The following is an 11623-nucleotide window of genomic DNA, read 5'->3' as shown; positions in this document are numbered from 1 at the left end:
GGGCGTTGTGTGTGTTGCGGGGGGGGTGGGGTTCGCGCGGGGGGCCGCCGCCCCCCCCCCCACCTCCCGCACATGCCGACTCGACCGAATCGAGTATCCGGGATTACCGGATCGAGGTTCCCGGAGAAGGATTTCGGGTCCGATTCGTCAGGGATCCACCCGCAGGACTGCGCACCCGGCCGTGGTATCGACTGCCGTCGGAGTAACCCGTTGCGACCGGAGTACGGTGTCCGGAGCACGTGCCGCGAGGACCGGACCGGACGAGGGATCCCGGCTCCACGTGCGAGGCTTCGGTCACCTCGACCGGATACGCCGCACCGGCCCATGCAACGCCGTACCGGCGCAGCCACCACATCAGCTGGTCCGTGCTCGGCGGCGACCACGCCGCAGCCGGGCAACGAGACCACCACCGCGTCGTCCCGGACGGCGTTCAGCGCATCAAACGGCGATCGGCACACGGGCACGGGCCTCCCGGCTCGCCGAACACGGGCGCGGCGCCACAGGTCCCGTGCCGGGACCACCTTGCGCCCCGGCCGCCCGGGACCTATGGCACTGCCTCCTGCCCGACCGGCGAAGCACGGTTGAGGTTGAACACCAGGCAAGGAGGACGCGATGAAGGCGATGGTTTTCCACGGCCCCGGCCGACGGGAGTGGGAGGACGTGCCCGACCCGGAACCGGTGGAGCCGACCGACGCGGTCGTGCGGATCACGGCGGCCACGATCTGCGGCACGGACCTGCACATCCTCAAGGGCGACGTGCCCGAGGTGGAGCCCGGCCGGGTGCTGGGCCACGAGGGTGTGGGCGTGGTGGAGCGGGTCGGGGCGGCGGTCACCGCGATCAAGCCGGGCGACCGGGTGCTGGTGTCGTGCATCAGCGCGTGCGGGCGGTGCTCGTACTGCCGGACCGGGGTGTACGGGCAGTGCCTCGGCGGTGGCGGCTGGATCCTCGGCCACACCGTGGACGGCACGCACGCGGAGTACGTGCGGGTGCCGTTCGCCGACACCTCGACCCACCGGCTGCCCGAGGCGGTGCCGGACGGAGCGGCGGTCATGCTGTCGGACATCCTGCCCACCGCCTACGAGGTCGGCGTGCTCAACGGCGGGGTCCGACCCGGTCAGGTCGTGGCGGTGGTCGGCGCGGGCCCGATCGGGCTGGCCGCGGTGGAGACGGCGAAGCTGTTCAGCCCCGGCCTCGTGGTCGCGGTCGACCTCGCGCCGACACGACTCGACGCGGCCAAGCAGTTCGGCGCGGACGTCACCGTGAACGCGGCCGAGGACGTCGAGCGGGTCGTCTTCGAGTTGACCGGGGGGATGGGCGCGGACGTCGCGATCGAGGCGGTGGGCGTGCCCGAGACCTTCGAGCTGTGCACCCGGCTCATCCGCCCCGGCGGACGGGTCGCGAACGTCGGCGTGCACGGCAAACCCGCCACCCTGCACCTGGAACACCTGTGGATCCGCAACGCCACCATCACCACCGGCCTGGTCGACACGGTCACCACCCCCACGCTGCTGACGATGCTGGCCGGCGGGCGGCTCGACGCGGCCCGGTTCGCCACCCACCACTTCGCGCTGGACGAGATGGACCTCGCCTACGACGTGTTCGCGCGGGCAGGAGAGACCGGCGCGTTGAAGGTGGTGCTGACGCGGTGACCGCCGATCGCCGACCGCACCGGCCGACCACGGCGTGAGCCCGGTCCGGGCTTCCGACCGGACCACGCCCGCGGTTCCCGCCTGAGCCACCGGGGACGATCAGGGCAGCAGGTCGCGCTCGCGCAGGAGGGTGCGGGCGTGGTCGATGGCGTCGGGTGTGTGGTCGAACACGGGCAGGTCCAGCGCGTCCAGCGCGCGCCGGTGTTCGTCGCGCACGCCGGAAACCAGGACGGTGATGCCCCGGTGTTCCAGGCGGCGCACGGCGTCGCGCAGGACCTGCGCGCCGGTGGCGTCCACGGCGGACAGCCGGGACATGCGCAGGATCACCACCGCCACCGGGGCGATCTCGGTCAGCTCCAGCAGGAAGCGGTGGGCGGCGGCGAACAGCAGCGGGCCGTCGAGGCGGTAGGCGACGATGTGCTGTGCGAGCAGCGCCCGTTCCTCCTCGCGGTGGTCGCCGGGTTCCAGGGGCACCTCCTGCAGGCGCGCGGTCCGCGACACCGCGCGCAGGGCGAACACACCGGCGAGCACGAGGCCGACGATGACGGCGGTGACGAGGTCCAGCGCGAGCGTCGCCACGGCGGTCAGCGCCAGCACCGCGAAGTCGGGGCGGCCGGCGCGGGCCAGGGCGCGCACCGAGCCGACCTCGACCATCCGGACCGCCGTGGCCAGCAGCACACCGGCGAGCACCGCGAGCGGGACGCCGGCCACCCACGGCGCGGCGACCAGGACGATCAACAGCAGCACGACGGCGTGGGTGAGGGCGGCGAGCCGGGAGGTCGCGCCGGAGCGGACGTTGACCGCCGTGCGCGCGATGGCCGCGGTGGCGGGCACGCCGCCGAACAGCGGCGCGACGAGGTTGGCCAGGCCCTGGCCGAACAGCTCCCGGTCGGGGTCGTGGCGCTGGTTGACGCTCATCCCGTCGGCGACCGCGGCCGAGAGCAGGCTCTCCAGGGCGGCGAGCGCGGCCACCGCCACCGCCGACGGCAGCAGCGACCACAGCGCGCCGAGGTCCAGGAACCCCAGCGACGGTGCGGGCAGGGCCGTCGGCAGCGCCCCGATCGTGGCCACGGGCAGCGCCGCCCACTGCGTGACGAGGGTCGCCACGACGACCGCGGGCAGGGAGAACGGCACGCCGGGCCGCCACCTGGCGCCGACCAGCATCACCAGGGCGACTCCGCCCGCCAAGGCGACGGCCTCCCAGCGCGGCGCGGCGACGAAGTCGGTGAACGCGGCGACCGCGGCGAGCACCACGTGCTCCTCGTCGGGCGTGGACACCCCCAGGGCCGCGGGCACCTGCTGCAACGCGATCACCGCCGCGATGCCGATCGTGAAGCCCTCCACGACCGGCACGGGCACGTACCGCATGTAGCGGCCCGCACGGGCCACCGCGAGCACCACCAGCAGGACGCCCGCGAGCAGGCCGACGGTCAGCACGCCGTCCACGCCGTGACGCGCGACGATCGGCACCAGGACCACGGTCATCGCGCCGGTGGGCCCGGACACCTGGAGGCTGGAGCCGCCGAACACCGCGGCCAGCGCGCCGGCGACGACGGCCGTGATCAGGCCGGAGGCCGCGCCCAGGCCGGAGGCGACACCGAACCCGAGGGCCAGCGGCAGGGCCACGATCGCCACCGTCACCCCGGCGAGCAGGTCGCGCCGGGTCGCGCCGACCCAGTCCGACCGGGCCGGCAGGAACGTCGTCACGCCCGCTCCTCCTCGCGCAACATCGCCAGCAGCTCGTTCTGCCCGGCCAGCAGCCCGGTGAGGACCCGTCGCGCCACGCGCAGCAGCTCGGCCAGGTCGTCGGTGGTCAGCGCGTACACCACGGTCGTGCCGTCGCGGGTCGCCGTGACGATCCCCGAGCGGCGCAGCACCGCCAGCTGGGCCGACAGGCTCGACGCCTCGATCCCGATGTCCGCCAGCAGGTCGCGCACCGGCTTGGGACCGTCCTGGAGCAGTTCGAGCACCCTGATCCGCACGGGGTGCCCGAGCATCCGGAAGAACTCCGCCTTGGCCTGGTGCAGCGGAAGGGGCACGACGGACTCCTGTGACGTGTGGAGTTGAAAACTTCTTCAACTCTACAACAGTGCAACTGCGCCGAGGGAGGTGGCGGACCTTCCGCTCCGGTCACCGCACCGCCAGGGCACTCCTGGCGCCGGCCGCGATCTCGACGTCCTCGCGCGCGGTGACCACCCACACCCCGGCCCCGATCGCGGCGTCACCCGAGGCGGCGAGGTTGGCGTCGTCGTCCACGGTCACGCCGAGGAACGCCAGGCCCTCGACCACGCGGGCGCGCAATTCCGCGTCGTGCTCACCAACACCGCCGGTGAAGACCAGCACGTCCAGGCCGCCCAGCGAGGCGGTCATGGCGGCGATGCCCTGGCGCAGGCGGTGGACCAGCACGTCCAGGGCCAGGCGGGCGGTCGGATCGCCCGCGGCGGCCACCCGGCGCACGTCGCGCAGGTCGGCGTGACCGGCCAGCCCGAGCAGGCCGGAGCGGTGGTCCATCCCGTCGGTGACCTCGTCGCGGCCGAGCCGCTCCCGCAACCACAGCACGAGGCCGGGGTCCAGGTCACCGGGGCGGGTGGCCATCGGCACGCCGCCCATCGGGGTGAACCCCATGGTGGTGTCGACCGAGCGGCCGTCGTGCACGGCGGCCAGGGAGCAGCCCGCGCCGAGGTGGCAGGTCACCACGCGCCTCCCGCCGCCCGCCAGCCGCACCGCCCGACGCGAGGCGTAGGAGTGGGACAGGCCGTGGAAGCCGTAGCGGCGCAGGTCCCAGCGCTCCCGCCACTCCCGCGGCAGCGGGTGGGTGGACGCGGCGGCGGGCAGGGTGTGGTGGAAGGCGGTGTCGAAGCAGGCCACGTGCGGCACGTCCGGGAACAGCTTCACCGCCGCGTCGATGCCGGCCAGCGCGCGGGGCTGGTGCAGCGGGGCGAGTTCGGTCAGCTCCTCGACTCCGCGCCGCGCCGGATCGTCCAGCACGGTCGGCTCGGTGAAGCGGGTGCCGCCGTGGACGACGCGGTGGCCCACGGCGTCCACGGGCGGCAGGTCGAGGTCGAGGTCGGGCGTGCCGTCCCACCGCTCGACGTGGTGCCGGGCGAGGACGGTGTCGTCCTCGCCCAGCACGCTCAGCTTCAGGCTCGACGAGCCCGCGTTGACCACGAGCACGTCCATCAGTAGGACCAGGTCCAGTCGCGGATCTCGGGCAGGTCCTCGCCGTGCTCCCGGATGTGGGCGTGGTGGCGGGTGCGCTGGTCCTGCATCCGCTGGCGCAGGACCGCCGCCTCGACCCCCAGCCCCGGAACGCGGTCGATGACGTCGATGACCAGCCGATACCGGTCCATGTCGTTGAGCACCAGCATGTCGAAGGGCGTGGTGGTGGTGCCCTCCTCCTTGTAGCCGCGCACGTGGATGTTGTAGTGGTTGGTGCGGCGGTAGGTCAGGCGGTGGATCAGCCACGGGTAGCCGTGGTAGGCGAAGATGACCGGCTTGTCCGGGGTGAACAGGGCGTCGAACTCGCGGTCGGGCATGCCGTGCGGGTGCTCGGTCTCCGGTTGCAGGCGCATCAGGTCGACCACGTTGACCACCCGGACCTTCAGCTCGGGCAGGTGCTCGCGCAGCAGCGCCGTGGCGGCCATGACCTCCAACGTGGGCGCGTCGCCGGCGCAGGCCAGCACCACGTCCGGTTCGGCCAGGCCGTCGTCCGTGCCCGCCCATTCCCACATCCCCGCGCCGCGGGCGCAGTGCAACGCCGCCTCCTCGGGCGACAGCCAGTCCGGGGTGACGTTCTTGCCGGCGACGACGACGTTGACGTAGTCGCGGCTGCGCAGGCAGTGGTCGGCCACCGACAGCAGCGTGTTGGTGTCCGGCGGCAGGTAGACGCGCACGACCTCGGCCTTCTTGTTCATCACGTGGTCGATGAAGCCGGGGTCCTGGTGGGAGAAGCCGTTGTGGTCCTGCCGCCACACGTGCGAGGACAGCAGGTAGTTCAGCGACGCCACCGGACGCCGCCAGTCGATGTGCCGGTGCGTCTTGAGCCACTTGGCGTGCTGGTTGAACATCGAGTCCACGATGTGGATGAACGCCTCGTAGCAGTTGAACACCCCGTGCCGCCCGGTCAGCAGGTAACCCTCCAGGAAGCCCTGGCACAGGTGCTCGGACAGCACCTCCACCACGCGGCCCTGCGTGCCCAGGTGCTCGTCGGTCGGCAGCCGCTCGGCCAGCCACTGCCTCGCGGTCACCTCGAACACCGCGTCCAGCCGGTTGGAGGCGGTCTCGTCCGGCCCGAACACGCGGAAGTTGCGCTGCGACGCGTTGAGCGTGATCACCTCGCGCAGCATCCGGCCCAGCACGCGCATCGGCTCCGAACCGGTCGTGCCGTGCTTGACCACCTCCACCGCGTACGGGGCCGTGCCGGGCATGCGCAGGTCGCGCAGCAGCAGACCGCCGTTGGCGTGCGGGGTCGCGCCCATGCGCAACCCACCGCGCGGGGACAGTTCCAGCAGCTCCGCCTTCGGGCTGCCGTCGGTGTCGAACAGCTCCTCCGGCCGGTAGGACCGCAGCCAGTCCTCCAGCAGGGCCAGGTGCCCGGGGTCGTCGCGCACCCCGGCGAGCGGGACCTGGTGGGAACGCCAGGTGCCCTCGACCGGCAGACCGTCCACTTCGGACGGACCGGTCCAGCCCTTCGGCGTGCGCAGCACGATCATCGGCCAGCGCGGACGCTCGGTGTCTCCGGCGCGGGCCGCCTCCTGGATGCGCCCGATCTCGTCGAACACCTCGTCGAAGACCTCCGCCATGCGCGGGTGCAGCACCGCCGGGTCGTCGCCCTCCACGTAGTGGGGGGCGTAGCCGTAGCCGCGCAGCAGCGAGTCCAGCTCCTCGCGCGGCATGCGCGCCAGGATCGTCGGATTGGCGATCTTGTAGCCGTTGAGGTGCAGGATCGGCAGCACCGCGCCGTCGTGCGCCGGGTCGAGGAACTTCGTGCCGTGCCAGCTCGCCGCCAGCGGACCGGTCTCGGCCTCGCCGTCACCCACCACGCACGCCACCACCAGGTCCGGGTTGTCGAACGCCGCGCCGAACGCGTGCGCCAGCGAGTACCCCAGCTCACCACCCTCGTGGATGGACCCGGGCACCTCCGGGGCCACGTGGCTGGGCACACCGCCGGGGAAGGAGAACTGGCGGAACAACGTGCGCATCCCCTCGCCGTCCCGCGGCACGTTCGGGTGCGTCTCGCTGTAGCTGCCCTCCAGCCAGGTGTTCGCCAGCAACGCCGGACCGCCGTGCCCGGGACCGGTCACGAACAGCACGTTCGCCGACCGGTCGTTGATCACGCGGTTCAGGTGGGCGTACAGGAAGTTCAGGCCCGGCGTGGTCCCCCAGTGCCCCAGCAGGCGGGGCTTGATGTGCTCCGGGGTGAGCGGGTCGGTGAGCAGGGGGTTGTCGAGCAGGTAGATCTGACCTGCCGACAGGTAGTTCGCGGCGCGCCAATAGGCGTCGACCAGGTCGAGGTCGATCGGACCGGACTGCGACATCTCGCGTCTCCTGCCTGTGTCGGGGTGCTGCGATCAAGGCTGCCGCCGGAACCGATCCAGCCCCAGGGCACGCGGTCCCCGACCCGGTCGGGACCTTCGACCCTGACATCCGGTTCGACGGACCCGGGGTTCACGCGGTCAGCAGGGCCAGCACCACGTGCCCGGACGGTGTCAACGACGCGGCGTGGCTGACCGACCGGACGAGCCCGTGGTCCACCAGGTCGTTGGTCGCGGTGAAGTCGCACCAGAGCCCGTCGATCGTCAGGTTCGGGTGGGTGCCGCCGACCAGTCGGCCGCGTCCCTCCCCGATCGCCTTCAACATCGCCTTGTGCCTCGCCGTGTAATCCACGTCACTCATCTCCTTCCGCCGTCCCCATGGTTCGCCCGGTCGCGATGCCGGCGGTAGGAGCGGAGGAAGTGGATCCGGGAGGACCATGGACGCGTTGGACGAGGGCCTTCCGGCACCGGAGGTCGGCACGCGGGCGAGCCGCACACGGCCGCGGCAGTCCGGCGGTCCGCCCCCGATCGCGGCGGCTGCCCGCGCTCGTGCGGGACGGCTGCGGTCAGCCCTCGGCGGGCGTGCCGGCGAGGGCGTGGACGATCGACCGTGCCCAGCCGTCGATGGCCGCCCAGTCCCGGAAATCGCCGTAGCGCCCGCCTGCCAGGCGGAACACCGGGCGGCGCCACCACGCGAACTGCGCGGGTCGGGTGACGCCGGAGAACAGCCGGTGGTCCTTCGGCTCGACGTGCAGCAGGAGGTCGTCGAGCAGGTCGTCGGCCTCGGTGAGCACCCACTGGCGCGGACGGCCCCGGAACGCGTCGGGCATGCCCACGCTGAACGCCCACAGCGGCCGACCGGCCAGCGCCAGGCGCTCCCGCGCCAGGAAGGCGGTCGCCGCGGGCAGCCACTGCTGGTCGTGCACCGCGCTGCCGAGCACCACGGCGTCGTAGTCCCGGATCGCGTCGATCCCCTCGACGGGACGCACGGCGACCTGGTGACCGGCGTTGCGCAGCACCGCACCGATCCGCTCGGCCACACCCGCCGTCGAGCCCTCCGCCGTCGCGTAAGCCACCAGCACGCGCATCACCGCTCCTCCCTCCCCGTCGCCCGGACCACCAGCACGGGGCACGGCGCGTGGTGCAGCAGCGCGTGTGTGGTGGAGCCCGGCAGCAATCCGGACAGCGTGCCGCGGCCGTGGCAGCCGACGACGAGCAGCGCGGCGTCCCGGGCACGCTCGACCAGCGCCCGGGCCGCGTTGCCCCGGGCGACCACCGGTTCCACGGCGACATCCGGGTACTCCTCGCGCCATGGCCCCAGGTGTCGGGCGAGCTTGCGGCCCTCCTGCGCGTCGCGTTCGGCCAGGTCGACGCCCGCCGCATGGGCCAACGGACCGGGTGGCGCGTGCCAGGCGCGCACCGCGACCAGCGGCACGCCGCGAGCCGACGCCTCCTCGAAGGCACGGTCGAGCACGGCGGGGTTCTCCTCCTCCACCCCGCACACGACCGGTCCGGTCCCACCCGATCCGCGGACCACCACCACCGGGCAACCGCCGTGGTCGGTCACCGCTATCGCCGTCGAACCCAGCAGCAGCGACGTGAACCCTCCCAGTCCGCGCGACCCGAGCACCAGGAGATCGGCGTCGATCGACTCCGCCAGCAGCAGCGGCACGGGGTCGGCGACTTGCAGGCGCACGTCGAGCCGCACGTCGGGGTCGACGTCCCGGGCGGCGTCGGCGGCCTCCCGCACCCACTGCGACGCCTGGTCGTGCAGGGCGACGCGGGTTCGCCCGTCGAGTTCGGCGACCTCACCCACCAGCGGCGTCTCGGCGTGGACCAGGCGCAGCCGCGCCCCGCCGGTCCGCGCCCGCTCCGCCGCCCACCGCACGGCGTCGAGCGCCGAGTCCGACCCGTCGACCCCCACCACCACTGTCCCGTTCACAACGCCTCCTGGTCGGTGTCCGGCGTCCGCGTCCACGAGTCCTCCTCCACCCCGGCACGCCGGTGCGCGAGGACGCCGGTCGTGGGTCGTCCGACCGTGGTCGGGCCGCGGCCGGGGAGTTCCGTCGGGGCGGTCATCCCGTCACCCGACCCGGTGGCCGGTGTTGTCGTCCCAGTCGTAGGACAGGTCGTCGGTCACCTGGACCACGCCCGGCATCGCGCGGGTCAGCCGGACCGCGATGTCGGCCTCGCTGCGCCGCTCGACGTGCCCGCGCAGCGTGACCACGCCGTCGACGACCTCGACGGTCACCGCCGCGGGATCCAGCCACAGCGCCCGGCGCACCACCCGGTCGGCCACCTCCCGGCGCAACTCCTCGTCCGTGCGCAGGAAGACCCGCAGCAGGTCGCGGCGCGAGAGGACACCGACCAGCCTGCCGCCGGTGTCCACGACGAACAGCCGGCGCACGTTCCGGGCGGCCAGTTCGCGCGCGGCGGCGCTCGCGGGCTCGTCCGGGCCGATGGTGGCGACCGGGGTGGTCATCACGTCGGCCGCGGTCACGCCGTGGGCCTGGCGCCAGCGCTGCTTCGCCCCACGCCCGGCGAGCACCGACGGACCGGGTTCGGTGCCGCCGCGGTACTCCTCCTTGGGCAGCAGGTCTGCTTCGGACACCACGCCGATCGGGCGGCCGTCGGTGTCCAGCACCGGCACGGCGCTGAACGCCCCGTCGGTCACCATCGCGGCGACCTCCTTGAACGGGGTTCCCGGCCGGGCGCCGACCACCACGCGGGTCATCAGCGAGGCCACATCCGGTTCACGCATCGATCTCTCCTTCGGTCGTGGTCGGCAAGGGTCGGGTGACGGCGAAGAGCACCAGCCCGCCGCCGAGCACCAGCACCACCACGCCGACGCCCAGCAACGCCCACCCGGCCGGGGCGAGCGCGGGCAACGTCGCCGTCGCCACGACGGACGTCGCGACGCCCCGCGAGCCGTCCGGGTTCATCACCACGGCGGTCCAGTCGCCGGGTCGCGCGGTCCAGGTGAGACTCCCGTGACCCGACGAAACCCAGAACAACTGGGAATCCGGGGCGGTGGGCGGGGCGGTGCCGGCGCTGTGCCGGTAGTCGACCCGGTCGCCCAAGCCGGTCACCCGGTCGTGGTCCACACCGGACAGGTAACGCTCGACGTCGGCGGCCGGACCGATGCCGACGAACGCCTCGGGGTCGACCCGGAGCACGATGTCGCCGAGCCAGTCCTCGCCCACCAGCCGCCCGGCGCCCGCCCACTCCACGTCGGCGGTGGCGAGTTCCACCGCGTAGCCGTCGGTGCGCAGGACGCGGGCGGGCGCCGCGACCGCGCCGGTCGCGTCGCGCTGGTTCCGGTCGGCCCACAGCCCCAACGACCCGGCGGCCGAGACCAGAACCCCTACGAGGAGGAGCAGGACGCCCATCACGACCGCGACGACGCGGTTGGCGATGCCGGTCCGCGGTGGTCGCCGCGGGGGCGCGTCGACGGTCGCGACGCCGGGCTCGTCGCCGCCGGTGTCGAACCGGAGGGGCGGGTAGGCGTCGGTCATCAGACCCACGTAGGCCGCGACGCGCAGCGCCCAGCGGTCCATGCCCAGCACGAAGTCGAACACGCCGCGCGGGTAGCGGCCGGTGACCAGCAGCACCACGCCCGCGATCAGCACGAGCAGACCGACCAGCCCACCGGCCGGGCTGAACGCCCACTCCCCGGCCCGGAACGCGACGTAGCCGCCACCGCCGAGGAACACGCCGACGATGAGCAGGTGCGGGATGGCCAGCAGCCACTTCACCAGCACCAGGCCGCGCGAGAGCCGCTCGGGGTAGGCGATGTCCAGGGTCGCCGGGTAGTCGGGTTCCTCGCCGAGGCTGAACGGCGGGTAGCGGTCGGTCGCCAACGCGCCGAACGAGTAGTACGCGACCCGCCACGTCCAGCGCAGCACGCCGAGCGCGAAGTCGAACAGCGGACGCGGGTAACGACCGGTGACCAGGATCGCGACGAAGGCGACCACCCCCACCACCGCGAACGCCACCCACAGCAGGGCCAGCACCACGTAGTGCGGGATCACCAGCAGCCACTTGACCAGCCACAGCCAACGACTGAGCGCCGGATCCAACCTTCCGCGCACACGAACGGGATAGGTGGTCATGCCCATCTCCTCCAACCGGGCCCGGCAGCGGCCCGCCCCATGTCACCCGGTCGGCGCCGGGGACCGGCGTGCGCCGACCTCAGCACGACGTACGCGAGCGCCAGGGACCCACCCAGGGCGACCCAGGCGCCCATCACGACCGCCGCCGCCGCGACGACCACGCCCTCGGCGGTGAGCGGTACGCGCGCCGGCGCAGCTGTGGCGCCCACCCGGACCGGGACCGCACCGCCGGCGGGCACGTCGCCGCGCCGCGGGGGCGACCGCGGCCCCGGGGGCCGCCCGCGGGGGCAGCGCGGCGTGGCGACGGCCGGGCCCCGGGGCGGGGGC

Annotated in this window: 11 protein-coding genes; 1 reads left to right on the top strand and 10 read right to left on the bottom strand. The window is 73.5% G+C overall.

What is annotated here, in order from left to right; translation table 11 throughout:
* The first annotated feature begins 612 nt into the window (after positions 1 to 612).
* Positions 613 to 1650, top strand: a complete 1038-nt coding sequence (locus ACFXGA_RS33800) for a zinc-dependent alcohol dehydrogenase family protein (protein WP_378095092.1) — start codon at positions 613 to 615, stop codon at positions 1648 to 1650.
* A 99-nt stretch (positions 1651 to 1749) separates the two neighbouring features.
* On the opposite strand, the gene ACFXGA_RS33795 is transcribed toward ACFXGA_RS33800, so the two are convergent.
* From ACFXGA_RS33795 to ACFXGA_RS33750, 10 genes are all read right to left on the bottom strand, one after another.
* Positions 1750 to 3357, bottom strand: a complete 1608-nt coding sequence (locus ACFXGA_RS33795; RefSeq protein ID WP_378095090.1) for a SulP family inorganic anion transporter — start codon at positions 3355 to 3357, stop codon at positions 1750 to 1752.
* Complete coding sequence (locus ACFXGA_RS33790) at positions 3354 to 3689, bottom strand: ArsR/SmtB family transcription factor (RefSeq protein ID WP_378095088.1); 336 nt, start codon at positions 3687 to 3689, stop codon at positions 3354 to 3356. Before ACFXGA_RS33790 ends, ACFXGA_RS33795 begins: the two co-directional genes overlap by 4 nt.
* 91 nt (positions 3690 to 3780) lie before the next feature.
* Positions 3781 to 4830 carry an acetate/propionate family kinase gene (locus ACFXGA_RS33785; protein WP_378095086.1) on the bottom strand — a complete coding sequence of 350 codons (1050 nt, stop codon included), beginning with the start codon at positions 4828 to 4830 and terminating at the stop codon, positions 3781 to 3783.
* On the bottom strand, positions 4830 to 7187 hold the full coding sequence (locus tag ACFXGA_RS33780) for a phosphoketolase (protein WP_378095084.1): 2358 nt from the start codon (positions 7185 to 7187) through the stop codon (positions 4830 to 4832). Before ACFXGA_RS33780 ends, ACFXGA_RS33785 begins: the two co-directional genes overlap by 1 nt.
* A gap of 130 nt (positions 7188 to 7317) precedes the next feature.
* Positions 7318 to 7545, bottom strand: a complete 228-nt coding sequence (locus ACFXGA_RS33775) for a hypothetical protein (protein ID WP_378095082.1) — start codon at positions 7543 to 7545, stop codon at positions 7318 to 7320.
* A gap of 205 nt (positions 7546 to 7750) precedes the next feature.
* Positions 7751 to 8272, bottom strand: coding sequence for a flavodoxin domain-containing protein (locus tag ACFXGA_RS33770; RefSeq protein WP_378095080.1), 522 nt, complete (start codon positions 8270 to 8272; stop codon positions 7751 to 7753).
* Complete coding sequence (locus ACFXGA_RS33765; protein ID WP_378095078.1) at positions 8272 to 9126, bottom strand: universal stress protein; 855 nt, start codon at positions 9124 to 9126, stop codon at positions 8272 to 8274. Before ACFXGA_RS33765 ends, ACFXGA_RS33770 begins: the two co-directional genes overlap by 1 nt.
* A complete protein-coding gene (locus tag ACFXGA_RS33760) occupies positions 9123 to 9263 on the bottom strand; it encodes a hypothetical protein (RefSeq protein WP_378095076.1) in 141 nt (46 codons plus the stop codon). Before ACFXGA_RS33760 ends, ACFXGA_RS33765 begins: the two co-directional genes overlap by 4 nt.
* Positions 9264 to 9267: 4 nt before the next feature.
* A complete protein-coding gene (locus tag ACFXGA_RS33755; RefSeq protein ID WP_378095074.1) occupies positions 9268 to 9945 on the bottom strand; it encodes a CBS domain-containing protein in 678 nt (225 codons plus the stop codon).
* Positions 9938 to 11296, bottom strand: a complete 1359-nt coding sequence (locus ACFXGA_RS33750; protein ID WP_378095072.1) for a DUF4389 domain-containing protein — start codon at positions 11294 to 11296, stop codon at positions 9938 to 9940. The genes ACFXGA_RS33755 and ACFXGA_RS33750 overlap by 8 nt, the downstream gene beginning before the upstream one ends.
* Positions 11297 to 11623 lie beyond the last annotated feature (327 nt).

The organism is Actinosynnema sp. NPDC059335 (assembly GCF_042752395.1).
Lineage (GTDB): Bacteria > Actinomycetota > Actinomycetes > Mycobacteriales > Pseudonocardiaceae > Actinosynnema.
Note: the sequence above shows the minus strand (reverse complement) of the source record. Positions and strands in the feature narration are given on the sequence as shown.

Bases quoted from the DNA above. Each gene is read 5' to 3' on its own strand.
- ACFXGA_RS33800 (WP_378095092.1), top strand. From the start codon at position 613: ATGAAGGCGATGGTTTTCCACGGCCCCGGCCGACGGGAGTGGGAGGAC.
- ACFXGA_RS33785 (WP_378095086.1), bottom strand. From the start codon at position 4,830: ATGGACGTGCTCGTGGTCAACGCGGGCTCGTCGAGCCTGAAGCTGAGC.
- ACFXGA_RS33780 (WP_378095084.1), bottom strand. From the start codon at position 7,187: ATGTCGCAGTCCGGTCCGATCGACCTCGACCTGGTCGACGCCTATTGG.
- ACFXGA_RS33775 (WP_378095082.1), bottom strand. From the start codon at position 7,545: ATGAGTGACGTGGATTACACGGCGAGGCACAAGGCGATGTTGAAGGCG.
- ACFXGA_RS33770 (WP_378095080.1), bottom strand. From the start codon at position 8,272: ATGCGCGTGCTGGTGGCTTACGCGACGGCGGAGGGCTCGACGGCGGGT.
- ACFXGA_RS33760 (WP_378095076.1), bottom strand. From the start codon at position 9,263: ATGACCGCCCCGACGGAACTCCCCGGCCGCGGCCCGACCACGGTCGGA.
- ACFXGA_RS33755 (WP_378095074.1), bottom strand. From the start codon at position 9,945: ATGCGTGAACCGGATGTGGCCTCGCTGATGACCCGCGTGGTGGTCGGC.
- ACFXGA_RS33750 (WP_378095072.1), bottom strand. From the start codon at position 11,296: ATGACCACCTATCCCGTTCGTGTGCGCGGAAGGTTGGATCCGGCGCTC.